At 31.5% G+C, this 26,843-nt stretch carries 24 protein-coding genes and 1 pseudogene; 21 read left to right on the forward strand and 4 right to left on the reverse strand.

Features of this window, described 5'->3' with window-relative positions:
* A pseudogene (locus AXG55_RS02355) lies at positions 1–609 on the forward strand (hypothetical protein); the annotation flags it as partial.
* A 17-nt stretch (positions 610–626) separates the two neighbouring features.
* Positions 627–1,070, forward strand: coding sequence for an outer membrane protein assembly factor BamE (locus AXG55_RS02360; protein ID WP_148696538.1), 444 nt, complete (start codon positions 627–629; stop codon positions 1,068–1,070).
* Positions 1,071–1,126: 56 nt separating this feature from the next.
* Here AXG55_RS02360 and AXG55_RS02365 read toward each other — a convergent pair whose 3' ends face one another.
* Positions 1,127–2,656, reverse strand: coding sequence for a leucyl aminopeptidase family protein (locus tag AXG55_RS02365; RefSeq protein ID WP_148696539.1), 1,530 nt, complete (start codon positions 2,654–2,656; stop codon positions 1,127–1,129).
* An 86-nt stretch (positions 2,657–2,742) separates the two neighbouring features.
* Between AXG55_RS02365 and AXG55_RS02370 the strand changes: the two genes are divergently transcribed.
* The 15 genes from AXG55_RS02370 to AXG55_RS02440 all read left to right on the forward strand — a co-directional run bounded on the left by AXG55_RS02370 (position 2,743) and on the right by AXG55_RS02440 (position 18,408).
* Positions 2,743–3,636, forward strand: a complete 894-nt coding sequence (locus AXG55_RS02370; RefSeq protein WP_148696540.1) for a biosynthetic peptidoglycan transglycosylase — start codon at positions 2,743–2,745, stop codon at positions 3,634–3,636.
* A 158-nt stretch (positions 3,637–3,794) separates the two neighbouring features.
* Positions 3,795–4,646 carry a transporter substrate-binding domain-containing protein gene (locus AXG55_RS02375; protein WP_233231318.1) on the forward strand — a complete coding sequence of 284 codons (852 nt, stop codon included), beginning with the start codon at positions 3,795–3,797 and terminating at the stop codon, positions 4,644–4,646.
* 6 nt (positions 4,647–4,652) lie between these two features.
* On the forward strand, positions 4,653–5,621 hold the full coding sequence (locus AXG55_RS02380; protein WP_148696542.1) for a hydrolase: 969 nt from the start codon (positions 4,653–4,655) through the stop codon (positions 5,619–5,621).
* Positions 5,622–5,819: 198 nt separating this feature from the next.
* On the forward strand, positions 5,820–6,710 hold the full coding sequence (locus AXG55_RS02385; protein WP_148696543.1) for a hypothetical protein: 891 nt from the start codon (positions 5,820–5,822) through the stop codon (positions 6,708–6,710).
* 35 nt (positions 6,711–6,745) lie between these two features.
* Positions 6,746–7,339, forward strand: coding sequence for a VWA domain-containing protein (locus AXG55_RS02390; protein ID WP_233231319.1), 594 nt, complete (start codon positions 6,746–6,748; stop codon positions 7,337–7,339).
* 147 nt (positions 7,340–7,486) lie between these two features.
* Positions 7,487–7,801: a HigA family addiction module antitoxin gene (locus AXG55_RS02395; protein ID WP_233231320.1), complete on the forward strand. Its 315-nt coding sequence runs from the start codon at positions 7,487–7,489 to the stop codon at positions 7,799–7,801.
* Between the two features lie 183 nt (positions 7,802–7,984).
* Positions 7,985–8,365 carry a GntR family transcriptional regulator gene (locus AXG55_RS02400; protein ID WP_148696545.1) on the forward strand — a complete coding sequence of 127 codons (381 nt, stop codon included), beginning with the start codon at positions 7,985–7,987 and terminating at the stop codon, positions 8,363–8,365.
* Positions 8,362–9,078 (forward strand): ATP-binding cassette domain-containing protein, encoded by a 717-nt coding sequence (locus AXG55_RS02405; protein ID WP_148696546.1) that lies wholly within the window; start codon positions 8,362–8,364, stop codon positions 9,076–9,078. Before AXG55_RS02400 ends, AXG55_RS02405 begins: the two co-directional genes overlap by 4 nt.
* Complete coding sequence (locus AXG55_RS02410) at positions 9,075–10,151, forward strand: hypothetical protein (RefSeq protein WP_148696547.1); 1,077 nt, start codon at positions 9,075–9,077, stop codon at positions 10,149–10,151. The genes AXG55_RS02405 and AXG55_RS02410 overlap by 4 nt, the downstream gene beginning before the upstream one ends.
* A gap of 70 nt (positions 10,152–10,221) precedes the next feature.
* On the forward strand, positions 10,222–10,728 hold the full coding sequence (locus AXG55_RS02415) for a transporter substrate-binding domain-containing protein (RefSeq protein ID WP_148696548.1): 507 nt from the start codon (positions 10,222–10,224) through the stop codon (positions 10,726–10,728).
* A 384-nt stretch (positions 10,729–11,112) separates the two neighbouring features.
* Entirely contained in the window at positions 11,113–11,910 is a 798-nt protein-coding gene (locus tag AXG55_RS02420) for a transporter substrate-binding domain-containing protein (protein ID WP_148696549.1), read from the forward strand.
* 114 nt (positions 11,911–12,024) lie between these two features.
* On the forward strand, positions 12,025–12,561 hold the full coding sequence (locus AXG55_RS02425; protein WP_148696550.1) for a DUF4337 domain-containing protein: 537 nt from the start codon (positions 12,025–12,027) through the stop codon (positions 12,559–12,561).
* Between the two features lie 40 nt (positions 12,562–12,601).
* A complete protein-coding gene (locus tag AXG55_RS02430) occupies positions 12,602–13,402 on the forward strand; it encodes a carbon-nitrogen hydrolase family protein (protein WP_148696551.1) in 801 nt (266 codons plus the stop codon).
* 164 nt (positions 13,403–13,566) lie between these two features.
* Entirely contained in the window at positions 13,567–15,369 is a 1,803-nt protein-coding gene (locus tag AXG55_RS02435; RefSeq protein ID WP_148696552.1) for a hypothetical protein, read from the forward strand.
* A gap of 48 nt (positions 15,370–15,417) precedes the next feature.
* The gene (locus AXG55_RS02440; RefSeq protein WP_233231321.1) at positions 15,418–18,408 is read left to right on the forward strand and encodes a TcdA/TcdB pore-forming domain-containing protein; all 2,991 of its coding nucleotides are present in this window, start codon (positions 15,418–15,420) and stop codon (positions 18,406–18,408) included.
* A gap of 11 nt (positions 18,409–18,419) precedes the next feature.
* Here AXG55_RS02440 and AXG55_RS02445 read toward each other — a convergent pair whose 3' ends face one another.
* Positions 18,420–19,259 carry a DNA adenine methylase gene (locus AXG55_RS02445; protein WP_148696554.1) on the reverse strand — a complete coding sequence of 280 codons (840 nt, stop codon included), beginning with the start codon at positions 19,257–19,259 and terminating at the stop codon, positions 18,420–18,422.
* 98 nt (positions 19,260–19,357) lie between these two features.
* The gene (dnaK, locus tag AXG55_RS02450) at positions 19,358–21,265 is read right to left on the reverse strand and encodes a molecular chaperone DnaK (protein ID WP_148698793.1); all 1,908 of its coding nucleotides are present in this window, start codon (positions 21,263–21,265) and stop codon (positions 19,358–19,360) included.
* Between the two features lie 567 nt (positions 21,266–21,832).
* On the opposite strand from dnaK, the gene AXG55_RS02455 reads away from it, so the two are divergent.
* Genes AXG55_RS02455 through AXG55_RS02470 form a run of 4 tightly spaced genes read left to right on the forward strand, consistent with a single transcriptional unit; the run spans position 21,833 to position 25,535 of the window.
* Positions 21,833–22,498, forward strand: a complete 666-nt coding sequence (locus AXG55_RS02455) for a DedA family protein (RefSeq protein WP_233231322.1) — start codon at positions 21,833–21,835, stop codon at positions 22,496–22,498.
* A gap of 24 nt (positions 22,499–22,522) precedes the next feature.
* The gene (locus tag AXG55_RS02460; RefSeq protein WP_148696556.1) at positions 22,523–23,185 is read left to right on the forward strand and encodes a site-2 protease family protein; all 663 of its coding nucleotides are present in this window, start codon (positions 22,523–22,525) and stop codon (positions 23,183–23,185) included.
* 21 nt (positions 23,186–23,206) lie between these two features.
* Entirely contained in the window at positions 23,207–24,271 is a 1,065-nt protein-coding gene (locus AXG55_RS02465; protein ID WP_148696557.1) for a hypothetical protein, read from the forward strand.
* Positions 24,264–25,535, forward strand: a complete 1,272-nt coding sequence (locus tag AXG55_RS02470) for a site-specific DNA-methyltransferase (RefSeq protein ID WP_148696558.1) — start codon at positions 24,264–24,266, stop codon at positions 25,533–25,535. Before AXG55_RS02465 ends, AXG55_RS02470 begins: the two co-directional genes overlap by 8 nt.
* On the opposite strand, the gene AXG55_RS02475 is transcribed toward AXG55_RS02470, so the two are convergent.
* Positions 25,442–26,803, reverse strand: coding sequence for a response regulator (locus tag AXG55_RS02475; RefSeq protein ID WP_148696559.1), 1,362 nt, complete (start codon positions 26,801–26,803; stop codon positions 25,442–25,444). The two genes, AXG55_RS02470 and AXG55_RS02475, sit on opposite strands and share 94 nt — an antisense overlap.
* Positions 26,804–26,843: the final 40 nt, after the last annotated feature.

The following is a 26,843-nucleotide window of genomic DNA, read 5'->3' on the forward strand; positions in this document are numbered from 1 at the left end:
GGAATTCTTGCACATTATGATGATGCAGGAAAATTATCTGAATTAGGATTGGGTGCTGAATATAGCATGTTTATGTATAAAAAAATAAATTTATTTTCAAATTATTTAAAAATAAAGAGTAAATTAACTGAACAGAAAGTTGAATTTATTTCAAATTCTGAAGGAATGGAATTTGAAAATAAAAAATTAAACTTATATGCCCCTGATTTAGTGCTTGATTCAAAAGATCTTGCCAATGAAAAAGTTAATGTGAAAGCAATATCAGTTGATTTAAGCAAAGGCTGTAGCGTTTCCTTTGAGCGTCTTATATCGAATCATATTCCTTCTAAAGAAGCTTACATTGGAAGTAAAATATCATCCGATAATGGCCCCGCCATTCGCATAAGTTATGACGATCAAAAATATTTTGCAAGCCATGGTAAAAGTAAGATTGCAAAACAATATCGTGAAATGCAAAAAAAATTAGTGGGCGATGGCGAAGTAATGCAAGCCATAAAAAAAGATGAAGAAGATATAAAGTCTAAAACAAGTTCTAAATATACAATTGCTCTGAAAAAAATGAAGGACTATGCAAGAACATTAAATCCAAAAGATTTTATTAACAATTAAATTATAGGAAAATAAATATGATTTTTGAATATATAGATGACAAAAATAGAGGCAAATTAAAAGCGGGCATGAACAGAGAAGAAGTTCAAAAAATTTTTAATTCCCCAATATTTGAGTTTAAAAAGTCTCCATTTTGTGAAGTCACATCAGATGCTTTTCATGAATTAGATATCCATGCCCATTACAATCAAAAAACAAACAAACTTGAGGGTATAGAGATTTTCCAACCTAATCATCTTATTTATAAAAATGATGTTGTTTTACTGGAACGAGATTTAAAATTCCTTTTAATTGATTTAAAAAACAAAAAGATACCTTTTACTACAGATTGTCTAGGAATAGATCTTGAAAAAGGCAAGCTTGGTGTTTACGTCCCACATATAGATGAAAGTTGTCCTGAATGTGCTTGTGTGTATGTAGATTTAGAGGGAGGCTGTAGTTTAAATATACTAGATAAATAGAGATATTTATCTTTCGTAGATAATCTGTTTGGGGAGGGGGATTCTATCCCCCTTATTCACTCCGCAAGTTTTTTAGCAATACCAACAACAAGTTGTACGCCATACCCCGCGCCATTTTTCTTTGGATAGCCAATGGATAAATTATCGTTAGCAACGCCTGCAATATCTATGTGGGCAAAGGGGATGTCATTTACAAATTCGTTAAGAAATGCGGCGCCCACCATACTTCCTGCCGAACCTCTTGTGTTTCCAATATTTGTAAGATCGGCAATATTCCCCTTGGTATCTTCAACAACTTCTTCCCAAACGGGCAAAGGATAAGCTCTTTCCCCTGTCGCCTCAGCTGCAGAAATAATGATATTTTCCAATTCTTTATCAAATGCGAAAACACCGGCACCAATATGCCCAAAAGTTGTTACCATAGCACCTGTAAGGGTAGAAAATTCGACAATGTAATCGGGTTTTAAGTCTTTGGCGGCGTAATGAAGAGCATCGCTTAAAACAACGCGCCCTTCGGCATCGGTATTTAAAACTTCAATGGTTTTACCAGAGTAGGTTGTGATGACATCGCCAACGCGATAGGCATGGGCATCGATCATATTTTCGCACAGAGCGCCAATAGCAAAAACGCGGACGGGGAGTTTGAGTTTTGCAATAGCAAGAAAAGAACTTAAGGTAACTGCTGAGCCTGACATGTCATACTTCATTCCTTCTTGATGCGTGGAAGGAGATTTAATGGAGTAACCACCTGTATCCATTGTAAGACCTTTGCCTACAAAGGCTATGGTTTTTTTATAGTTTTTTGGTGTGTATTCTAGCACAACAAATTGAGGCTCTTGAGCACTGCCGCTGGCGACGGCGAGCATGGCATTAAAACCTTTTTCGCGTAATTTTTGGGCGCCCCACACTTCTGATTTTATGTTCAATTTTGCAGCTTGCTCTATAATATGTTCAGCTACATATTTGGGTGTTCCTACATTAGGGGGGGCGTCTTGAAGGAGCCGACATAAATTTATGGAATCTTCAATATGCTTTGTTTCGTTAAGAGCATCGCTGCAGCCAGCAAGGGAGGAGACAAAAGTTAAGTTGATGGGGGTTTCCAATTCGGCCAACGATTCTGGATTTGTATTTGAATTTGGGTACTTATACACACCCATTGCGAAACCGAGGCGTGCTTGTACAATTTGTTCTTTCGTTGCTAAAAGAGTTGAGCAAGAGTAAAAAGCCACAGAAGTCGATTTTGTTGCGAGAGAGACTTCTGCTGATTTTATGCCAACTTGTCTTGCTCTTGCAGGGAAATAAGTCTGTTTTTTTCCTGCACCTATGAGTATGATCCTTTTTGCAATTTTTTGGTTAGCTGCAATAGAGCTTGTTGTTTGTAGCCATTTTGCTTCGAAATCGGCAAAGGAAACAAGATTAGAAATGGTTCCGCCAAATTCGGAATCTAATTTTTGTAATTCAGAGGACTTAATTTTGCCCTTTTCGAGATCGAGTTCATCTACTACAATAACGGCTATATCAGCATTAAGGTTTGTGCTTGAATTTTGATGTGAGAAGTTGATGGGCTTCAGTTTAGGGAGAGACATATTAATTTCCTTTTAAATAAAGTTAAAAAATATACATATCAAAAAAATATAATGCGTTAATTACGTATTTTACGCAAGGAATTTGCATGAGACTTTTCTCTTTTTATTTTTGGCTATTTCAATTTCCATTATGGACTTTTCTTATTTTTTTAGTCTGGTTTACTCCTTGGGTTTTTTTGTTATATTCGGGAATACTGATTTATTTTCCATATAAAGAAGATGGCACTTCGCGATATCTTCGCGTTACAGGACCCGTAACTGGTACTTTATTAAACAATTGGGCGAGTTCTAAGGACATTCCTCGCAGTTGCCAAGTGGCCTTGGTAGCATCAGAGGATGCTCGTTTTTATGATCACAATGGTGTTGATTTTCAAAGTTTACGAAAAAATCTTTCCGAAAATAAAAAAAGTCGTAAAATTAAACGTGGTGGTAGTACTATAACTCAACAGCTTGTAAAAAATGCTTTTTTATCCAGAAACAAAAATTACATAAGGAAAACAAGAGAAGTTTTAGGGGCTTTAGCTCTTGATGCCATTATGACAAAAGAAAAACAAATTGAATGGTATTTTAATGTTGTTGAATTTGGTCCTAATTTATATGGTATTGAAGAGGCTTCTCAGAGATATTTTAAGGTAAATACTAAAAAATTAACCCCTGCACAATGTGTGGCACTTGTCGCCATTTTGCCTTCACCTAAAAAATGGAATCAAAGTTTAGAAAAAAAAATATTAACCCAGTTTTTTGTGCAGAGATATAAAAAAATATCTATAAATATAGTAAATATGGGTTTATTATCTAAAAAAGATTTATTATTAGTTCAAAATATGAATTTAGGTTTTTCCTCACAAACAACTTCAACAACTCAATTGCCTACAAAACAAAAGAAAATAGTGCCTCAGGAAGCTCCTTTGGCGCCTTCAAATGAGAGTCTTGATGATGAAGAAAATGATGATGATTTTTCAGGAGAGGAAACTTTATAAATTCTAAACAATCCTTGTGCCTTCAAGCCCTTGGTATGTTTTACTTGACCAGCTTTCTAAGCTTATGTATGTAGGAACACGTTGGTGTTAGAATATTTACGCTAAAAAATGTCCTTGCCTCATGTATTCTGGCTATGGCTTTAAGAAGAGGAATCAAAATGAAAACAGGTTATATAAAGTTCTTCCTTCGTGCTTTTTCTCTGCTCTCAGTTGTTCCAGCTGTTAACTTATATGCCATAGCTTCTGGACTTGAGGATATTAAAAAAGAAGACTTGAGTCTTCAAAAAGTCCAAATGGATAAAACTTTAAAAGTCTGTTCTGATGCTGGTTTTCTTCCTTTTGAAATGAAAACCCAAAAAGGGGAGTGGATTGGTTTTGATATTGAAATGATGAAGGCATTTTCAAAATCAATTTCCGTCGATTTAAAAATGATTCAAATTAGTTTTGACGGTATTATCCCTGCTCTTATTTCTGCAAAATGTGATTTAATTGCAGCAGGAATGACGGTTACGCCTGAAAGAAAAGTTATGGTTTTATTTAGTGAACCTACTTTTACAAATGGTTTAAGTATTGCCATAAAAAATTCGGAACAAAATAAAAAAGAATTTACAGATCTTGAATCACTCGATAAGAAAAATATTAAAATTGCTGTTAAAACAGGTTACACCAGCGATATTTATCTTACTAAAAACTTAAAAAATGCTCAAATATTAAAATTTGATCAAGATGCCGATCTTGTTCTTGCTGTTATGCAAGGTAGGGCAAATGCTTTTGTTTCAGACACCACATATGTCGATCTTATGGAAAAAAGTAACAAAAATAAATTTATTATTTTACCTACAAAAGTTGTTGCTGAAAACTTTTCTGTCGCAGGAAGAAAAGACGATCACCTCCTTATGAAAAGTTTTAATAGCTTTCTAAAAGGTTGGAAAGACTCGGGTGAATATGACAAGGTTAAAAAATCCTTCTTTGTTGATCAAATTTGGCGATCGCAAGTTGTTTCAAATTAAATTAAAATGGACGAAAATTGTAATTATCAATTTAGGCCTGCTTGGTGGCTAAAAAATAAACATTTACAAACGTTATACCCTGTTTTTTTTTCAAATAAAAATAAAATAAACTTAATTAGTGAAACATTGATTTTACCTGATGGTGATACTCTTTTATTAGATTGGAGCGAGAATAAAAATCAAACGGATAAACCACTTTTAGTTTTGCTCCATGGCCTTGAAGGCTCCTCTTCTTCTCCCTATATTCAAAGATTGATGAAGCAGGCTTTGAATTTAGATTTTAGATCAGTTTGTATGCATTTTAGAGGATGTGGCGGCGTAATAAATCAACAGGTTAAATCTTATCATGCAGGAGAGACGGAAGATTTTAAATTTTTTTTAAAATATTTAGCGCAAAAAAGTAATTTTAATTTTGTATATGCTGTTGGATTTTCTTTAGGTGGAAATGTTCTTTTAAAATACTTAGGTGAAAATCCAAGCTCTACTTTTATTAAATCGGCGGTTGCCGTTTCTGTTCCTTTTGAACTAGCAGATTCCGCAGAAAGTATGAATAAAGGCGTATCAAAGCTATACCAATGGTGGTTATTGCGTTGTTTAAAAGAAAGTCTCATTGAAAAAGGAAATTTAGAAAAAATAGGAATCAGTAAAGCTGAATTATTAGGCATGAAAAATTTTTGGGAATTTGATGATAAAGTAACAGCTAAAATCAATGGATTTATTAATGTGCATGATTATTATAAAAAATCCAGTTCAAGACAATTTCTTAACAATATAACAACTCCAACACTTATAATTCATTCTTGTGATGATCCTTTTATGTCTCCGTCCTGCATTCCAAAGCCAGAGGAAATTTCAAGACAAGTGCAATTAGAACTCAATTCAAATGGGGGGCATATTGGATTTATTTCAGGCAAAATACCTTTTTTCCCTGAATATTGGCTCGAAAACAGAATTATGAAATATTTTTTAAAGTAAAATTAAAATTTTGTTTTATAAAAATTTTTTAGATATTTATGTATGAAATATCTAAAAAATAATGGCCTCTGATTTCTACTTTTAGAAGTTGACAAGCTATGTTATTGAAGTTATTTTTTTTTAAAATTTGATTAATATTTTACTTTAATCAAATTGCTATAAAAATATTTTAAATAATAAGCGGTGGGGTTACTTGCTTTGTTAATATTCATTGTAGGATTTTTTTGTGCATTCCTTCTTTTGGGTGTTATAGGAATTTTTTATCAAAACAATGATCAAGAAAAAAAAGAAAGTAAAGAGGGTGAGGTTCATAAAAAAAATGAAGCCAACCCGGATCTGCCTATTCAAAATAAAAAATCTGTTTGCGAATATGATCAGATTCAGAGTAAATTCGCTATTATCAGAGCTGATTGGACAAAAGATTTAACTGAAATTAAAAATGCTCTCAATGAATTAAGTCAATTATGTGACGAGAAAAATAAAATTGTTAAGAATTTAAAAGATAATTTGAATCAAGTGTATTTAAATATGGAAGAATCTATTCATGAATACAAAAAAACAAAAGCGGAAATTTATCAAGAAAAATATACAAATTTAGCAATTGAAAAAGACAAGATTATTGCAAAAATTCATGATATAGAGAGCGATTTATCCGAACAAAATAATTTAATTTGCAGCTACTATGAAAAAAAAGATCAACTACAAAAAAATCTTGAACATTTAAAATATCAAGAACAAGAAACAATTTTAAATATCAAATCATTAAAAAAGATTGAATATTTAGAAGCAAAAATTGCTGCCGCAAATGAACAAAAAATTGAATGTCTTGATTTTGCTAATGATAGCAGTCATAAAATAAAAGCTTCTTTAAATTCTATTCAAACTCAAGAGCAATCATTAGAAGACGAATTATTGCAGTATGGTCTAAATAAAAAATATAAAGAAAATTTTAATATGAATGTAAAAATGGAAGAGCTATGGGAAGAAAATAAAAGTTCTGATGTAGAAAACTCTCAAAATAAAATTCAAAATGAAAATTTAAAAATAAAGAAACAGGATTCGAGTACAATTAATAACCTTTTTTCATGAGGTGATAATTTATGATAACTCAGGAGGAGTTAAATATGAGAAATTATGTTGTTGTGATTGATAGATCCGGTTCTATGTCAGATTCTGTAAGTAGTTCAAACTTTATGTCACGTTGGAATTATGCTAAGGAATCTGTTCTTGCTCTTGCTAGAAAATGTACTGAATTAGATCCTGATGGGATTGATGTTTATACATTTAATAGAACATTTCAAAAGTTTTCTAATACAACTCATGAAAAAGTGGCAGAAATATTTAAAAATGTTTCTCCTAATGGTGGTACAGACTTTGTTCCTGTATTAACGGACGTGATTCAAAATCATTTTGAACATTCTGATAGACCCACATCTGTCATTGTGATTACCGATGGTGAGCCTACTGATGGGGTTCAAGGTCAGCGCAATTTAGCAAATCTTCTTGTGAATACGACAAAAAAAATGGAAAGTGACAATGAATTTGGGATCTCTTTTATTCAAATAGGAGATGACAAATCCGCCCGTGATTTTTTGAAAAAACTTGATGATGAGCTCGTTTCTGTGGGAGCGAAGTTTGATATCTGTGATACAAAAACCTGCGATGAAATGGAAAATATGTCATTAGATCAGGTTTTACTTGATATTATAAATGATTAACTTATTTTTCACCCCTTAAAGGAACAAGAAATCGAAAAATTTTTGTCCAAAATCCGACTTAAAATTTGAAACTTATTTCCGAAGAGTAAATATTGCTTTAAATCATCATATTTGAGCATAGATTTCAGTTTAGGGGTGATAAAGTTTATGATGTACAAATCTGAGACTTTTATTTCAATGCCTACAAGTGGTTGGGAAGTAAATGTAAAGCCTGTATCTCCTGGCGAAATTCTGCAAGAAGAGTTTTTAAAACCCTTTAGAATGAGTCAATCTCAATTGGCAAAAATACTAAGTTGTGACGTTAAAACAATAAATAAAATATGTAATGGACGTTCTTCTATTACTGCTCGTACGGCACTTGGGTTTGCAAAGGTTTTTGGAACTTCCCCCGAATTTTGGTTGCAGTTACAAATTGCAACAGATTTATGGGCGGAAAGAAATCGGGAAGAAAAAATCGCTTAAGTGTGAATTCATTTAAATGTCTAAGTTCAATTTGTCTTTCATCCAAATTAAATATTTTAAATAGTTATCATTTTTTAATAACTTAATATAACGAAAAATCACGTCCTGTATGAACTTGCAATTTCGTTTTAGGTGAACTACTTATATAGAGATGTATATCACCATCGTGGAGCGTGCCCAAAAATGAGGCTTCAAGTCAATCCCCATTCCTCAACCCCAATTTATGCGCAAATTGTGGAACAAATGAGAAATCAAATCCTTTCTGGCGGGATAGGAGCTGGTACGGCATTGCCCTCTGTTCGAGAAATTTCAGAAATGATCGAAGTAAATTCCCTGACAATTCAAAAAGCTCTCAAAATTCTTGAAGTTGAAAAATTTATCATCATCCGCAGGGGAGTTGGCGCCTTTGTTTCAGAAAATATTGTTTCGTTAACACAAATTCAAAAAGAAGAGCTTATTAAACCGGGTTTAACTAATGTGATAACTCATGCTCATGAACTTGGTATTAATAAACAAAGATTTCATGATTTAGTTGAGGAATGTTGGGGTGAAAAAGAACAATGATTGAAGTCAAAAATTTGGTACTTTTTGGCAAAAATGAAAGCTTAAGATTAAAAATTCCGGAGTTAAAATTTCATTCTCCAGGGATTACCGCATTAATTGGCCATAATGGCGCAGGAAAATCATCATTACTTCGTATTGCGGCAGGAATTGAAAAACCAAGTATAGGAGAGGTTTTTTTTAGCGATAAAGAAATTTATAATCACTATGAAGAGATGAAAGAAAAAATTCATCTTCTTTCCTGGGGGCTAGAACTTTATCGCAATTTAAGTGCAAATGATCATCTCAAATTATTTCGTAATGTCTGTAAAAATTGGAATTATTCTATTGAAAATGAATTATTAAAAGATTTAGCAATTCCGACTCATAAAAAAGTAGAAAGAATGTCTCGTGGAGAACAGGTTCGTTTAAGGCTTTTATTGAGTTTACCTCGTTCGCCTCGTGTCATTTTACTTGATGAAGTTACAAATGATTTAGATACGGATTCCAGGCGCGCTATTTTTAAAAAGCTTGACTCTTATTCATTTGAAACCGATGCTCAAGTTGTTGTTGCGACAAATATGATTGAAGATATTGAGCGTTATGCGACGGACATTATTTTGTTACAAAAAGGTGAAGTGATTTTACAAAGTTCTTTAGATAGTATTAAAGAGAAATATAATTCGAGTTTCGAAGAAATTGTAAGAATTTATGAGAGGAAGGAAGCTGTTGTGTGATCTCCATATTCATTTTTCTACTAAAACAATATTGGTCATTTATTTTAATTTGTATCTTAGGAACTGTTGCAGGCGTTTATTTTGGAGGTCTTTGGACATTCCTTCCTTTTATATTTCTTATTCTCTTTTTTTATGAATGGAATATCGCTCCTAGAAAAGAAAAAACTTGGTATTTTTTTGATTCGCTACCACTTTCTTTTTTCAAACGCTATTTTTTAAGAGTACTTACGCCCTTTATTTTTAGTTTTATAATTATATTTGTGCTAACTTATTTTCAAAAAGAAAATGAACACGATATAATAAAAAGTTTATCAGATGGTTTAAGGATTTCTTCACTGTTTATTTTAAGTTCTATTTTAGCTCAAAGTATGTCAGGATTTCTAGCCTGGACAATTATTTCGTATTTTGTGTGTTATCTTTTTTCAGCGGCCTCATTTTATGAAGTAGCCACTGTTATTTATTGCTTAGCTTTGAGTTATTATTATCTTTCAGGTAAAAGAGTTTCTAAGTTTAAATCAGTATATTTACCTATATTAATTTGTATATTAGTATTATCTTTGGGAAGTAGCTATAAATTAAAAGTATATGAGTATTCTTTATTTATTCCAATTCATCAGTTGCAAATTAAAGCATCGCAAAGTCTTATAGAAAATAGGGCTTTTTTAGGAAAAAATTTAGTTGTCGATTGGAATGAGGGAGCAGATCCCAATTCTGCTCCTGTAAAGGTTCTTGTTCCTTCCATTTATAATGACAAATTGTTGACTAAAATAGAATCTATTGTTTTATCTGAATCCACTTGTTCTGTAACGTGCAATCAATTGGCTGATTTGGTTTCAAACTTTCCAAAAAACTGGAATCAAGAGCGTCTTGAGAAATATTTAAATTCTAATAATGAAGTGGAGCAAACATATGCTCTTGAAATATTAGATGGCGCTTTGCAGCCCCTATTTTATAAACGTGTTATCCAGCTTGTCAAAAGTCAAAATTCAGAAGTTAGTGCGCTTGCCATTTCACTTCTCCGCAAATGGGGTGATGACAATACTTCTGCCACAACTTTTAATAACGTTTTTTGACGATTCAATTTTTTTTAATTAAAAATATAATATTATTTGATGAGGTAAAAATTTTGGGAATTCGATAAATATGTTAAAGTATTTTTCTTTTATTCTTTTAATAATAGATTTATCGATTTGTGCAAAAGAGCTTGGTATTAATATTTGTGTCAATGATATTCAGAAAATATCTCAGATATTAGTAGTGAATAATAAAATTACAGGCTCCGAAATTGATGTTCTTAATTTAGCAGTAAAAAAATTAAAAGGTAAATTAAACATTAAATTAAATATCGAATTAACTCCTTGGACACGTTGTATATATATGGCTGAAAAAGGGGAAGTGGATGTTGTTTTAAATGTTTCCTATAATGAAGAAAGAGCTCAGTATTTAGATTATCGGCCCGATGCAGATCCTTATGAAAAATATTCTTGTACATCTAAATATTTATTGACTTGCACGGGTTATGCAGTTGTTGCACTAAATTCAAATCTTTATGAATACGATGGAAATCCCAAACTTCTTCCAAATCCTGTTCGTGTTTCAAGAGGTTATTCCATAGTCTCCGAGTTACAAAAATTATCCCAAATGATTTAGAAATAAGCAAAGATGATATGCTAAATGTAAAAAAATTAGTCCGAGATGAGTTAAAAAATCCTGTTGTTTTTTCATCATCATACCTTAATATATTAAAGTACGACAAAGAATTACTCAAAAAATTAAAATTAAATAAAAAATGTTTGTTATGAAATCATATTATTTAGCTTTTTCAAAAAAGAAATCATTTCAAAATGAAGATAAGCTCATGTTATGGCGTGAAATTGGCGTAATTGCTAACAATAGACAACTCAATAGCAAAATTGAGTCAAAATATTTCATATTTAACTAAACATATAATCATATTTTTTGACGATTCAATTTTTCTTTACTCAAAAATATAATACTATGTTATGAGATATAAACCATGGGAATTTAATAAATATGTTAAAGTATCTTTTTGTTATTTTTTCAATAATTAATTTATCAATTTATGCAAAAGATCTTAATATAAGTGTTTGCGTAAATGATATTCAGCAAATTCCGCAAATATTATTAGCAAATAATAAAATAGTGGGTTCTGAAATTGACATTTTGAATTTAGCTGTAAAAAAATTAAAAGGGAAATTGAATATAAAATTTAATATTGAAATGATTCCATGGATTCGTTGCATATATATGGCTGAAAAAGGGGAAGTAGATGCTGTTTTAAATGCATCTTATAATAATGAAAGAGCTCAGTTTTTAGATTATCCACCTGATGCGAGCTCCATAGAAACTAGTCCGTGCTCATCTAAATATTTATTGACTTGTGCAGGTTATGCTGTTGTTACCTTAAATTCAGATCCTTATGAATATGATGGAAATCCAAAAAATATTCCAAAGCCTGTTCGTGCGTCAAGAGGATATTCCATAGTCGAAGAATTGCAAAAAATAATACCAAATGATTTGGAAATTGATAAAGATGATATGACAAATGTAAAAAAATTAGCTTTGAATCAGAAAGGAAGTGCTGTTGTATTTTCATCTTACTTTAATAAATTAAAACATGATAAAGAGTTGCTAAAAAAAGTAAAATTAAATAAAAAAATGTATGTTATGAAATCATATTATTTGGCTTTTTCAAAAAAGAAATCATTTCAAAATGAAGATAAGCTCATGTTATGGCGTGAAATTGGTGCTATTGCAAACGATAAAAAATTAAATAGTAAAATTGAGTCAAAATATTTAATGTTTAAGTAATTTAATGATTTTCAAGAAAAATAAAAAATAAGTCATGTCAAATTTTCATACATTTAATTTTCTATAAATATTGATAAAATATACTTATTAATATCAATATTTGGAGGATATTGTATGGAAATAATAGAAGATCCCACCGAGAGAATAAAAGAAAATATAACTCATGAAGCAGTTCATAAATCTAATGAAAAAAATATAATGCTCTATGCCATCACATCTGCTTTTTATGCGATTCTTACGGCAACTACAGGGTTATTGGCAGGATATTATTCAAATGAAGCTATGATTGAACAAATAAAAGCATCAGATCAATGGGCATATTATCAATCAAAGAGTATTAAAATGAATATTGCAGAATCAAAATTAGAAATATTGAAGTCTTTAAAATTGAAAACTGATGAAAGTACTTTACATAAAGTAGAAAATTATAAATTAGAATTAGCATCTATTTCTAGTGATGCTAAAGAAAAAGAAAGCAATTCAAAATTATTTTTAAAAAAGCATGTGCAATTTGCTAAGAGTGTTACTTTATTTCAGGTTGCAATAGGAATGACCGCATTTGCCATACTTACTAGAAAAAGAATTTTTTGGTACATTAGTATGGCATTTGCTTTTGGTGGATTGTATTTTTTTGGATTAGGTTTATTCTAAATTTTATAATTTATAATTTGATATTATTTAGGAGTTTTTCATGGAGAAAAAAAATTCCATCTCAATTGCGACAGCACAATTTGCCGCATTTGCCGGTAATTTTGGTCATAATATGAAAGAGATGGAAAGCTTACTGGAAAAAGCAAAAGCGAAAAATGCACGGCTTGTTGTTTTTCCTGAGCTGAGTCTTTCTGGATATGATGAATTTTTAGTCTCAGAAGGACGCTGCACTATTGATATTACGAGTAAGGCTCTTAATTATTTTAAAAACTCTTGTAAAAAGTATGAAATATACGCTGTTATTGGAGTTTGTTTACAAAAAAATTATGGATTTTCAAATAGCGCATTGGTTATTAATAATGAAGGTGAAATTATTGGAATTTATAATAAACACTATTTAGATAGCTATGAGAAAGAGTTATTTATTTCGGGTGATAGTGGATTTTTATTTGAAATTGAAGGTTGGAAATTTTCTCTCGCAATTTCTTCTGATGCCTTTTATCCTGAACACGCAAAAACTATGGCGAAGGGAGGTGCGGAGGTCTATCTCATCTTAGGTTCATTTATCAATGGAGGCCTGAACCACAGGCGTTCCCTTGAGTTTCCTGCGCGTGCTTTAGAAAATGAAATTTATGTAGTCGTTTCAAATTATATTGGCTCCCACGGAGACATGGACTTCTGCGGGAGGAGCTCTATTTATGCGCCAAATGGAGATCTTTTATTTGAAGCTACTGCCGATCAAAAAGAAATCATTGTTTCATTATTGGAGGAAAGAGAATTCATAAAACAAAAAGGATCTGTCCAAAACGTGGAAGAGCAAATGGAAGTGATTAAGTTCTAAAAAATATATCATAAAAATAAAAATACTATTTGTGTATTTACAATTAAATTCAAATATGTTAACTCCTAAGAAAGCTTGCAGTCTGCAAGAATTTATATAAATAAAACCATAAAATAAAATACTACAGTTTCATTTTTAATGTTTAAATTACGAGTAAAAACTAAATGAAAAATGAATTTCTTATTAAATTATTTTACTTTTTTATACTTGTGCATACCAATTCATTTGCCTTTAATATAGTAAATATCGAAAAACTAAGTGAAATATATTCTGGAAATATTGATGAACAAGCTAAAAAAATTGAAGAAATTGAAAAAAAACTAAAAAAAGCTAAAGGAATATTAATTTCAAATTTCGATCATGATGGGAGAATTCAAAGATATAAGGACAGCCAATCAGGGGTGATTTATATTGAGAGAAAATTTTCTAATTCGTCCAATCTTACCGTACTTGGAGTCGATGATAATCCTTGGAAAGAATATTTTGCATACAAATTCAGTAAAGAAATAGGACTCAACATAGTTCCTCCCACATTTATATTTCGGGATGCTGAAAATAAAGATGTTTTTTATATGCGGCAATTATATATTCAAAATGCTAGAAATTTAAAAAAATTAAGGGTAAAAATTCAAGATATAAAAGTTCAATCACCCCTGAATATATTTGATAAATTAGTAGGTTCTAAAACAAGAATGGGAAATCATTTGCTTCTTTTTCCTGATGGCTCTGTATGTACAGTAGGTCATGAATATTTATTTTCGGAATCGATTAATATTTTTGATGATAATAATGAAATAAAATCTTTTTTTTATGATATAAATATTTATAAAAAAATGAAAGCAACAAATTGGGATCGATGGTTAGAAATAAACTTCCCAAAAATTTCAAATTATGAAAAAATGAAAAAAATATTTTTAGAAAATTTAAAAAAATTAATTTTTAAAGTAGATATTATTATTGGAGAAAATGGGGAGAGTGTATTTTTTGATTCTGCACAAAAAATACACTCTAGTAATTTATCGGAAAATAAAAAAATTTTTGATGCTGATAAAATTGTAATTAAAGATCCTAATCAATGCTGTGATAGTATTGAAAAACTATATGATAGACTAAAAAAAGAGAATAGTGTAACAAGATCTTCAATTGAAAAATTCTTATCCCAGATGACGGGCTCTTTCTTAACTGAAATGGGAAATGCAAACCTTATTTATCATCATAAAGATGATAATTCTCAAATTGAATATCTAGAAAAAAAGTTTTTTTCAAATGATCGTTATGAAAATTTAGAAAAAGCAAGACGAGAATATTTTGCTTATCAGCTTGATCGTGAATTAGGATTAAATATTGTACCGCCTACGGTATATATTCAAGAAAGCACAAATAAAGATAATTATATTGTGAAGCAATTTTTTATTACAAATACCATTTCTCCTGAGGGTAAAAATGCAGACAAAAGATATCATTTGAATGGAACGCCTATTCCACTTTTTGATAAGTTACTAGGCGCGCGTGATAGACATTTTAATAACTACTTGATTTCAAGTGATGGGAATGTTGTTGCTATTGATCACGAGCACTTATTTTCTGAGGATCATCCCCGTTTTCAAAATGAAATGGAAATAAAAGCATTTTTTTATGATAAAAAAATTTATGATAGATTTCTTGAAATAAATTGGGAAGAGTGGGCTAATAAAAATTTTCCTTATGAATTTGATTATGTCGAGAAAGTAAGAAGTTTTTTGGAAAATATGCAAAAATTAAAATTGAGAATGAAGAATTTGATAGAAAAATATGGTGAGGAAGAATTTTTTAAATCTGCAGATAAAATAAGACAAAGTTCAATGACTATGAAAAAATCATTATTTATCTCCGAAAGAAATATAGCTTCTCAGGCGAGTAGTCCTAAAAAGGAAAAAAATTATCCTAAAATCAGACTCCCCCTTGCTGATTATTGTTTAAGCAAATGACGGCAATAATTTTACAAATATTGGTAGATGTGTTTTAAGGAATTCAAATTGAATTTAAAATTTCTAAAAATATTTTTTATATTACTTTATTTATCGCATCTTATTTTAGCATGTAATAAATATTCAAATATTAAAGATGATGAAAATTTTATTAATTTAAGTGCTACTGCCTCCTCTACTTGTAATCTGAGTGAAATTGATTTTAATGAAATGAATAAATTTGTAAAAGATAATATTACAGAAGAAAATTATCAAAAATACATTTTGAGACTCGATAAGTTAATTGAGTCTTTAGAGTTACAAAATTTATTAAATCGAAATTTTGATGAAATAAAATTTAATATACAAAATTATGAAGATATAGGAAATTTTTTGTCTATTATTTCAATTGTTCTTAATGAAATTAGAAGAAAATCCAAAAATATTAGTGAAATTTATGAAAATATTTATAAATTAGAGCATTTTGAAACTGAGCTTAATAAGACTCATGAATTCATATTTAATTACTTGCGTCATAGTGAAAAAATTGTCCCCTCTCTTGAAAATATTAAAGAACAAGATAAAAATATTACTCATTTTTTTATGGCGCAAGAGTATGCCAAAAAATCTATCGCAATGTTTCGGAAATATGAGTTATTTATAAATAAAATAAAGTCAAAAAATAACTCGTTAACAAGTGATCATATTCCCTTGCTATATGGAGTAGATGAAAACTCAAAAACAATTTCTTTTGTCAAAATAACTCATAATGAATCAGTAAATGAAGACATCATAAAAGTGACATTGAGTGAAAAAGAATTTCATAATTTTTATGAGTTTAAAAATTTTTTTCATGGTTTATCTCAAAAAAAATTAGCGACAGCAAATCAGATGCATACTATGGAAGAATATGAAGCGAATATTTCAAAGGCATTTGCAATTCAGGCTTTATTTCATTATCTAAATTCGGGAGAAATAGGGGAAATATCATCGACTTTGGGTAGAATATTATATGCTCATACGTATTTAAATTTAAGTCAAATAGGACTTGATCTTTTGTCTGATAGCCTTAAAATTTCAAAAATAATTAAGTTATTAAACAGCTCGGAATTTAGTTTTTCAAATATGAGTTCTCAATTTCAGTGGGGTGGCGCTTTAGGGAAAGCCATTTCAGGAATGGCATCATTATTTGGTATAGTAAATATGGGCTTTGATATTGCTGAACTTGCAAATTCTCAGAATCAATTAGAACGAGCTACATTTAGCACTCAATTATTTTTTGATACCTCAGGAGTTGCTCTTGGATTAAGTGGCTTATTTGGTGGAGCTGCTGTGTCGGCAATAACAGGGCCCCTCTCTGTTCCTTTGGCGGGATTAGGAATCGGTATCACCGCTATTGTGCAGCAGTCTGAATTAGATAATATGCAGGCATTGGAATCGGCTAAGATATTTAATAAATATGAAAATGATCATAATATAAGTCGTTTATTTTATGTTAAATTAGAAAAAAATAGTGAGAATTTTATTTCGTTTGCGAGTTTGCTTGATGAAGAATTGTCGTCGCGCGAAGTTATGAGTTCTGCTGTTATTAAAGAATTGAATTTCACTGACATAAAAAAAATTAAAATTAAATATGGATCTTCTTTTATTGCCAAAACAAATTATGCTGAATTGGCATCTGGTAAATACAATACCTGGTTCCCTGCTTTTCATCCGAATCCGAGTGCTATGGGAATAGCTGATTTTATAAATAATAAATCTTTAAATAAAAATGATTATGTTTCTCTTCGAGTAGATTTAGATATTCCTGAAAATGTGGAATTCTTAAATGAAAATGAATTTAGAACTTTTATACTCCCCATAATGCCTGAAACTTTTTATTCTTACGGCTATGATACGACTCCCCGATTTAAAGAAAATAATATGGATACGCCCGAGACCCGCGCCATCACAAAGTTACAAATGAAAAAAAAATTTCTTTTTATGTACCAGTATGATTGCATTTTAAGAGAATATGCCATTCGTTCAATCAAAAGAAGGTTTGAAAAGTTAGAAATGACTGTAAAGTTGGGTCAGGAAAGTCTTCATTTGGTAACACCTGAAATTCCAGAGTTATTTTATAATAAATTGGATTATATAATTCAAGGAAATTCTGGTGGTAAATATGTATTATCAGTTCAGAAGGGGGTGCATTATCATTTAAATGGTGTTGGAGATGAGCTTTTTTTGATTAATTTATCTGATTTAAAAATAGATATTGATAAAATAAAAATAGATAATTATCAATTTTCAATTGAGGGAGTTCATTTTACATTTGATTCTAAACAATTGCCTGGAGCTGTCTTGTTAAAAGATATTCTTGGAAATTTAATTGCCCTTGATATAAAAAATAATTTAATGCAATATATTTTTTACTATAATGAATCTAATGATATTGAATCTTTAAAAAATAGTTTAAAAAAAGTTTGTTTATCGAATAATATAAAAAAAGAGGGATATATAGAAGTTTTAAATTTTCCAAAAAAGATTTTTAATCATAAAGATAAATTTAAAGTATTGTATGATGTATTAGAAAATAAATTTGTATACCCTAATTTTTTTTCTAATAATAATTCCTATTTATTTGTTCAAAATGATGTTTATTATGAAACTGTTTCAAATGATTTAATTCAATTTATTGGTAAAATAAATAAAATTTATTATTTTATAGATAAATCATTGGGTATTGTCTTTAGTCAAAGTAATGTGGGAGAGCCAATTACAGTCATTGCTAAGTATGTTAAAAATGTATATATTTTTAAAAATAATTTAATTGTTATAGATAAAAATGGATTTATTATTTCTTTTTACTTTGGGAATGATCCTACTCTAGTTGGAATTAAAAATATATCAGAAGATATAAGTGTAATTCAAAATAAAATAAAAAGTCTAATGCGGACTTATAGTCAGCTAAATATCTATAATTTTATCTTGATTGATAACGATCAAAAAATTTCTTATTATATGCCAGAAATGAATGCAGGATTAGGTGTGATTTTGCATAAAAAAGATTTGCTTTAGTTATTTCAATATTATTTTGTTCTCATTATAATTAAAACTTCTTCTATGACTCCCCGGCTATTTCCTTTTGAGTTAATAGAGCGTTTCGCTAAAATGCGTTTTATATCCCATTTTTGATATAATTCGATAATTTTTGGTGATGAAGAATTTGAAATAATGACAGTAGCTCCTTTTTTCACCGCTTTGTCGCATGCGGAAAAAAGACGTTTTTGTTCCGTAAAAGAAAAACCTCCGCTGTTATAGGAATTAAAAGAAGATGTTGCTGAGAGTGGTTCATAAGGAGGGTCACAATAAATAAAATCTCCCGGCGCCGCCTCAGTACAAATGGATTCAAAATCTTTATTATGTAACTGTGTATTTTTTAATCTATGCGACACATTTAACAAATTTTCTTCTTCATAAAGTGCAGGGCATTTTAGTCTTTTACCAAACGGGACATTAAATTCACCTTTGGAATTTATTCTATATAGCCCGTTAAATCCTGTTTTATTTAAGAATAAGGTTCGGGCTGCTTTTTCAATGTCATCTTTAGGTATTGTTGATCTGATTTTATAATAAAACTCTTCTGAATAATTATTGGTCAGTTCTTTTAATTTTTTTATGAATTCAATGGGATGATCTCGGATGATTTTGTAGAGTAAATAGATATCTGGATTAAACTCATTGATAATACTTTGGATATTATTCTCTTCACATAAAGAAAAAAATACAGCGCCGCCTCCTAAAAAGGGTTCAATATATCGGTTAAAATGTAACGGAAAATGGGGTAATAATTGGGGTATGAGACTTGATTTCCCTCCTGCCCATTTTAATATTGGCCTTGTCCTATTTATGTAATCAAAATAAATCACTTTTTGTTGTTGCCTCCTCTTTCTTCATAAAAAAATCCTCACTAAATAGATTAGTGAGGATTTGATTTTATTAATGACTAAAACCGTAGGTCTTCAGTTTAGTTATTGGATTCAAATTCGGCATCAACAACACCATCTTTATTTTTGGAGCCATTTTGTTTGTTACTTTGGTCGCCTTCTGGATTTGGCGCTCCTTGAGCTCCTGCATTTTTGTACATTTCTTCTGCAAGTTTATGGGCTTTTGCTTCAAGGGATGCGATAGCAGCTTCAAGAGCGGCTTTATCTTCAGATTTTGTTTCCAATACGGAGCGGGCACTTGCAAGTTCCGTCTCAAGAGAAGACTTCATATCAGCGGGGATTTTTTCTCCATTTTCACGTAAGTTTTTCTCTGTTTGGAACACAATGCTGTCCAATTTATTGCGCACATCGATTGTTTCGCGACGTGTTTTGTCTTCTGCGGCATGGCGTTCTGCGTCTTCCATCATGCGTTTGATTTCAGTTTCAGAGAGACCGCCTGTATTTGAAACAGTGATCTTTTGCTCTTTACTTGTACCAAGGTCTTTCGCAGAAACATTCAAGATACCATTGGCGTCAATGTCGAAGGTCACTTCGATTTGTGGGACGCCACGAGGAGCCGAAGGAATATCTGTTAAGTTAAAACGACCCAAGCTGCGGTTGTCTCGTGCCATTTCGCGTTCACCTTGGAAAACACCAATTTCAACGCTTGTTTGGTTGTCTGCAGCAGTTGAGAAAACTTGGCTTGCGCGTTTTGGAATCGTGCTATTGCGTTCAATAAGTTTTGTGAATACGCCACCTAAAGTTTCAATGCCGAGGCTTAATGGAGTCACGTCGAGCAAGAGAACGTCTTTAACTTCACCGCCAAGAACGCCCGCTTGAACAGCAGCACCAATAGCCACGACTTCGTCAGGATTTACAGTACGGTTTGGTTCTTTTTTGAAGAATGCTTTTACTTTGTCGCCCACTAAAGGAATACGAGTTGAGCCACCAACCATAACAACTTCGTCAATTTGATCGATGGAGAGGTTTGCGTCGCTGAGAGCGGCACGGCAAGGCTCAATTGTTCTGTCGATAATATCCATGATCATTTGTTCAAACTGGGAACGCATTAAACTGACAGCAAGGTGTTTTGGACCTGTTTGATCTGCTGTTAAGTAAGGAAGATTGATGTCAACCTTGGTTTGTCCAGAAAGCTCGATTTTTGCTTTTTCAGCAGCTTCTTTAAGACGTTGCATTGCCATAGGGTCTTTTGAAACGTCCATGGAAGTTTGTTTTTTGAATTCCGCAACAAGGAAGTCGATTAAGCGTTCGTCAACGTTGTCGCCACCAAGGTGTGTGTCACCGTTTGTAGAAAGAACTTCAACAACGTTATCGCCTACTTCAAGAACGGAAACGTCAAAAGTACCCCCACCAAAATCGTATACCGCAATTTTTTGATTTGTTTTTTTGTCAAGACCATACGCAAGGGCTGCAGCTGTAGGTTCGTTGATGATGCGAAGAACTTCAAGACCTGCAATTTTACCTGCATCTTTAGTTGCTTGGCGTTGGGAGTCATTAAAATAAGCAGGAACTGTAATAACAGCCTTTGAGACAGCTTGTCCTAAATAGCTTTCAGCCGCTTCTTTCAGTTTTTGCAATACTTTTGCTGAAATTTCTTGTGGAGCCATGTCCTTGCTGCCAATTTCAAATAAGACTTTATCACCAGAGCCTTTTTTTACGATGTATGGCATTTTAGTGGATTCTTCAACGCGTTCTGAAAAATGGCTACCAATAAAGCGTTTTGCTGAGTAAATTGTATTACGAGGGTTTGTAACAGCTTGGTTGCGTGCGGAACGGCCTACAATGAACTCACCATCACGCGTATAAGCGATCACGGAAGGAGTTGTGCGCTCGCCTTCTTGGTTTGTGATTACTTTAGCTTGTCCGTTTTCCATGACCGCTACAACCGAGTTGGTTGTCCCTAAGTCGATACCAATTATTTTACTCATACGAAAACCTCCGAAATAAGGGATGAAAATCAATCGCTTTCTATTTTAAATAGTTAGAAAAAAAGAATAGTGTTTTTAGGTGCTTAAATCTATACCTAAGACACGGGATCCTTCTCTTTCCCTGCTTGCGAGGAACATAAGCACCTATTTTCTAGTGTCAACTCAGAAAAGAATAATTCTATGTTATCTGTGTCAACAATATTTAGCAAAATGGGTGGCTAGTTCAAATTAGAATGAGTTTGATTCATAATTCCTATATTAAAATAAATCGAATACTTGAATATAATATCTATAAAAATCGGATTGTTATTATAACATCTTGGACGCATTATGAACTGTAAAACAAACAGTTTTTGAAACCGCTTTTCGTTCTCAGAAAATGAAAGGGCAAAATAAAAATCATTTACAATGACATTAAATCATTGATATTATTATATTAAAAAAAAATATAAGAATTTTAGAAAAAAATAATTCAATCATGTTGCGTATCCAAAATTTGCAGGGTTTGTTAGTATCGGTTAAATGAACATACATTGGTTTTTTTTCTTGAGTGTGTATGGAGTTGCTGTGGTGTTAGATAGTCTCATCGATTTTTTTACAAATTATGGTTCTATTGCCGTGTTCGGAGTTCTTTTACTGTGCGGCTTCGGCTTGCCCATACCTGAGGATATTACGCTCGTCGCCGGTGGTGTTATTTCCTCAATGGCGTGCTCCGTCGGGGGAACTTTTATAGAAGGATTTCAGGGGTGCCAGGAAGTTCACTATATGCTTGCGGTCGCTATGGCGGGCGTCTTGTTGGGTGATAGCACTATGTTTTTTTTAGGAAGAATCTTTGGGGAAAAATTATTAAAAATAAAATTTTTTGCAAAGATCGTCACTCCTGAAAGATATCAATGGGTGCAAGATAAGTTTGCTAAATATGGTATTTGGTTAATTTTTGCGGCAAGGTTTATGCCTGGTTTACGTTCTCCCATTTTTGTAATTACAGGTATTACAAGAAAAGTATCTTATATAAAATTTCTTATGACAGATGGCATTGCGGCATTGATAAGTGTTCCTGTTTGGATATATCTGGGTTTTTGGGGCGAAAGACAACTCAGTGACCTTAATTTACTCGATCATTATGTTAAAAAAGGACAATATGGCGTATTAACTATTATTGGAATTACTATTGTTACTTTGCTAGTGATATGGTTCGCTAAAAAGAAAATTAAAGAAAAAACTGGTTTTTAATTTAAAAATGGATGATTTTATAAAATGAATTTTATGTATTTAGACTCTCAATTTTCCTTACCTAAAGCTCTTTTATTGTATTTAGGATTTTTAATTGCAATTACAATGTCTCAAGCTATTATTGCGATTGTTGCAAAAAAAAGAGGTGATGTCTCTGTGCAAACAAGACAAATGGCAACCCTCAATCCTTTGCCGCATATTGAATTAATTGGAACAGTCATATTTCCTTTTATAGCAATTTTCTTAAATTCACCCGTCATTTTTGGATGGCCAAAGCAATTTAATATTGAATCTCGCTATTTTAAGAAACCAAAACGAGATGTGAATTTGGTTTATGCTTCAGGAATTATCATTAATTTTATTATTGCTCTTATATGTATGCTTGTTCTTAAATTTATGGGACCATTTTATATTGCACCAACAGCGGATCATTCAAGCCCTGAAATTTTATCAAGAATTATTTTATCGTCTATTTGTTACTTAAATGTTGTAATTGGCGCACTTAATTTACTGCCTATACCTGGAACTCCAGGGTGGTATATTTTAATTAATAGTCTTTCTTATGATTTATCGAGAAAGTTACAAGAAAAAGCAATGCTTATTTCAATTGGATTTATGGTTCTTATTATTTCTGGACTCTTCAATTCTTATTTTTCCTTATTTATTTCTTTGTTTAATGTTCTTTAATAACGTAGGCACACTAACATAATGGCAAAAGATCTTGTTTATACAATTTATAGCCACTCCGATGCAGATGGTGGGATTGCCGCGGCCTTATTTTCAAAATTTATATATGATAAATATGCAAAATATGGGTGGAACACAGACATTCAACCTGTCAATCACGTCTCGGTACAAGGCGAGTGGAGTTTAAGAGAAATCAAATGGCCATGCGCTATTCTCGATTTTACATTACATCCTTCCTTACTCAGCAATCGCTTCTTTACCAGCAAACCTTTTCTTGAAAAGCAATTAGGCCAGGCTAAAAAAGTTCCTGATTGTTATTGGATCGATCATCATCCTACAGGTTCTAGTTTTCCTTTTTTAACAGAAAATAATTCAGCAGAATTTATTCCCAATGTGATTACAAAATGGGATACGAATGCGATTAGTACCCCTGGATTATTGCGTACGCATCATCATGAGCTTGGTTTTCCAGCAAAGTTTATAAAGGAATATGAAGAATTTATTGATTTAGCTGAAATTATTGACGGTGCTCTCTATGTGAGTTGTGAAGCCGCTCATGATTTTTCTTCTCATGCCGTAAAGTTACAAACATTATTTAGTCCAGGGCATTCTGCCATTGATAAATCCGCTTTATATAAAAAATTAGTCAGGCAAATTGCTAAAAGTGCTTCTGTTGAAAATCTTTTTGATTCTGACTTTTTATACCGCGCGATTATTAATCATGAAGAACAAAATTTTAATAAACAATTGCGTGCTTATAAAAAAGTAACGAAACTTGAGGGAAAAGTAGCCTACGCTAATTTTGTGGGTAGCCATTATTTTTCTGGTATGGGTCGCTTTTTACCTTATATGTTATTTGAAAATGCCAATTATGCATTACATATTTTTCCAGGGATGAATAAAACGAGTTATTCTTTATCATGTGGAATAAATCCTTGGTATAAACCTAAAGATTCCTCTAAACATCTGGGTAATTATTTTGCGAAAAATTTTTCTGGTGGTGGACATGCTTTTGTGGCAGGTGGGAAAGTAAATGAAGAGGAACTCGTTAAAATTGAAAAATTGCTTGAGTTTTTAAATGAGTGATCTTTTTTTAGATTTTTTTTCTAAAAAAGAAATTCCCTTTAATAAGGTTTTAAACTCAGTTATTGAGGGTGATAATCTTCTTTCTCTGCAAATTTTATCTCATTATTATTTGAATAAAATTAAACTCATTTATATTGATCCTCCCTATAATACTAAAAAGAAATTCATATATAAAGATAATTTTGGATCCCATCAAAACTGGCTTGAAATGATGCGCCCTCGATTAATATTGGCGCGCTCTTTGCTAAAAGAAGATGGTTTTATTTTCATCAGTATTGATGACAATGAATTATCTTATTTAAAATTATTAATGGATGAAATTTTTGGAGAAAGTAATTTTCGAAATTGTATTATTGTACCCCGTGGTATCAAAAATGTTCAAGCACAATTTGATTATTCAAATAGAATTGCAGTCGGCCATGAATATGTTCTTTTTTACAGCAAGAAAAAAGAATCTAAAATAAAAAAATTTGAAGTCAGTAAGCCCGAGCAAATAGAAGGAAAGTGGAATAATCACTGGCGCGGCACCGATAGACCCAATTTAAGATATGAATTGCTTGGATTGACTCCTAAAATAGGTCAATGGCGTTGGTCAAAACAAAGAAGTCTCCAAGCAATAAATAACTATAATTCTTTAATACAAGAAATGCTTAATAAAAAAATAAATATTGAAAATAAGATTATTTTGCAAACAGAAATTGATCAGTGGTATAGTGATAAATTATCTTTTGGAAAAAAAATTGATTTATTAAGAATGGGTAAATCAGGTAAACCTGAGCATTATGTTCCCAAAAAAAATACTCGTTTGGGCAGTGATGTTTGGTTAGACATTGGCGCATCGGGATCGCATGATCTTAAAAAGCAAATTGATAATTGCCATTTTGATATGCCAAAACCTGTCGCTTTAATTAAAAGAATGATTGAACTTGTTACGAAATACAATTCTAATGACATTGTGCTCGATTTTTTTGCTGGATCGGGGACGACCGCCCAGGCGGTATGTGAATTAAACTCATATGATTCAGGTAATAGAAGTTTTATTTTAATGCAAACTCCAGATAAAATTAAATTTAAAAATAACGAATATTCGACAATTTCAAATTTGGCATACCAACGCATTAAAAATTTTTTAAAAAATCAAAAGATGGATATAGAAGTAAAGTATTTAATTCAATCCATTCCAAATGAAATAAATTCCTCTTCTACAGGTGGTGGTGGCGCTTTTTTAGTTTCTCCAAAACCTTCCATTATAAAATCCATCTGAGTTCCTGTGAGCAAAAATTTAGAAGCTTTTGCTGCTTCAGGAGTGGGCTGTGGTGGTGGCGTCGGAGGAGTTTGTTTTGTTTTTGCCTCTTGTGCTTCTTTTTCAATTTTATCTAATAGAGCTTTTGATTTTATATAATTTTTGGGGGATTTTTCTACAGATTTTTTTGCATAGGAGATCGCATTTACTCTATCTCCTAATTTTGAATAAGCTAAAGCAATATTATAAAGTAACAGATATTCTTTTTCAGGAAGATCTAAAACTTTTATAGCATTCTTGTATAAACTGACCCCTTCAGTGTATTTTCCTGCTTTAACAAGCAAAACCCCTTTATTATTAAAGAAACTAGCCAGTTCAGTTCCTTTCTGCAAAGTTGCAAATAATTTTTTACTTTCTTCCGTTTTTCCTTGTGTCGCCAAGGCTCTTCCAAGACCATATGTCGCACGATCATCTGTAGGATTTAATTTTAAAACACTTTTAAAATTCTCTTCCGCTTTATCTGCTTCTCCGCTACCTAAATTCATTTCGCCCATGACAAGGAGGCGTTCCACATTATGAGGACTCAATAACTTTGCTTTTTCTAATGCCTTCATAGCTTCTTCAAAGCGATTTGTTTTTATATAAACTTTTGAAATAAGATTTAGAGCGGGAATATGATTGACGTCTATTTTTAATATTTTATTTAAAAAATCTTCAGCCTTGGTTGTGTCATTGGCTCTAAGTAACAATTCGGCATATAAAGTTAAAAAGCGAAGTGAATTGGGTTCTTTTTTTAATCTTGGGAGTAAAATTTCTTCGGCATGTTTAAAGTTTTTTTCAATTAATGAGTTTTTAAAGTCAACTTGAAAATTTCTATCACTTTCTGGATTTTTTTGTTGTTCTTCAAGTTCTTCTAAGCGCTTTATAAAATCTTTTTCGGCAACGGGTTTCGTTATCGTTTCAAAAAAATGAAACTCAGAAATAATAGCTTTATCTTCTTTTCCAATACTTCCAACTAAAGGAACACAAAAACAATCTCGAATCCTTTTTTCTTTATGCATTTTAATATATTGAACTAAGGCAATTCCTGAAAAAACAGGCATTCTGACATCAACAAAGACCACATCATAGGGTTCAGGGTTACTTTCCATTTCTTTTAATGCTTCATCAGCTCCAGGGAAGCATTTATATTTTTTTTTGCCTATTTTTTGTAGTATTTTATCCATTTGTTTAAGGACGTCGGGATCATCGTCAACAACAATTATGTTATTGAATATAGATTGTGTCATTTTCCCCCCTACATACTGTTACAGATTTTATCATAGCTTT

It is taken from the genome of Silvanigrella aquatica, from assembly GCF_001907975.1.
Taxonomy (GTDB): domain Bacteria; phylum Bdellovibrionota_B; class Oligoflexia; order Silvanigrellales; family Silvanigrellaceae; genus Silvanigrella; species Silvanigrella aquatica.

Bases quoted from the DNA above. Each gene is read 5' to 3' on its own strand.
- AXG55_RS02395 (WP_233231320.1), top strand. From the start codon at position 7,487: ATGATGTACAAATCTGAGACTTTTATTTCAATGCCTACAAGTGGTTGG.
- AXG55_RS02405 (WP_148696546.1), top strand. From the start codon at position 8,362: ATGATTGAAGTCAAAAATTTGGTACTTTTTGGCAAAAATGAAAGCTTA.
- AXG55_RS02435 (WP_148696552.1), top strand. From the start codon at position 13,567: ATGAAAAATGAATTTCTTATTAAATTATTTTACTTTTTTATACTTGTG.
- AXG55_RS02360 (WP_148696538.1), top strand. From the start codon at position 627: ATGATTTTTGAATATATAGATGACAAAAATAGAGGCAAATTAAAAGCG.
- AXG55_RS02465 (WP_148696557.1), top strand. From the start codon at position 23,207: ATGGCAAAAGATCTTGTTTATACAATTTATAGCCACTCCGATGCAGAT.
- AXG55_RS02475 (WP_148696559.1), bottom strand. From the start codon at position 26,803: ATGACACAATCTATATTCAATAACATAATTGTTGTTGACGATGATCCC.
- AXG55_RS02415 (WP_148696548.1), top strand. From the start codon at position 10,222: ATGTTAAAGTATTTTTCTTTTATTCTTTTAATAATAGATTTATCGATT.
- AXG55_RS02460 (WP_148696556.1), top strand. From the start codon at position 22,523: ATGAATTTTATGTATTTAGACTCTCAATTTTCCTTACCTAAAGCTCTT.
- AXG55_RS02390 (WP_233231319.1), top strand. From the start codon at position 6,746: ATGAGAAATTATGTTGTTGTGATTGATAGATCCGGTTCTATGTCAGAT.
- AXG55_RS02430 (WP_148696551.1), top strand. From the start codon at position 12,602: ATGGAGAAAAAAAATTCCATCTCAATTGCGACAGCACAATTTGCCGCA.
- AXG55_RS02425 (WP_148696550.1), top strand. From the start codon at position 12,025: ATGGAAATAATAGAAGATCCCACCGAGAGAATAAAAGAAAATATAACT.
- AXG55_RS02380 (WP_148696542.1), top strand. From the start codon at position 4,653: ATGGACGAAAATTGTAATTATCAATTTAGGCCTGCTTGGTGGCTAAAA.
- AXG55_RS02375 (WP_233231318.1), top strand. From the start codon at position 3,795: ATGAAAACAGGTTATATAAAGTTCTTCCTTCGTGCTTTTTCTCTGCTC.
- AXG55_RS02420 (WP_148696549.1), top strand. From the start codon at position 11,113: ATGTTAAAGTATCTTTTTGTTATTTTTTCAATAATTAATTTATCAATT.
- AXG55_RS02365 (WP_148696539.1), bottom strand. From the start codon at position 2,656: ATGTCTCTCCCTAAACTGAAGCCCATCAACTTCTCACATCAAAATTCA.
- AXG55_RS02400 (WP_148696545.1), top strand. From the start codon at position 7,985: ATGAGGCTTCAAGTCAATCCCCATTCCTCAACCCCAATTTATGCGCAA.
- dnaK (WP_148698793.1), bottom strand. From the start codon at position 21,265: ATGAGTAAAATAATTGGTATCGACTTAGGGACAACCAACTCGGTTGTA.
- AXG55_RS02370 (WP_148696540.1), top strand. From the start codon at position 2,743: ATGAGACTTTTCTCTTTTTATTTTTGGCTATTTCAATTTCCATTATGG.
- AXG55_RS02470 (WP_148696558.1), top strand. From the start codon at position 24,264: ATGAGTGATCTTTTTTTAGATTTTTTTTCTAAAAAAGAAATTCCCTTT.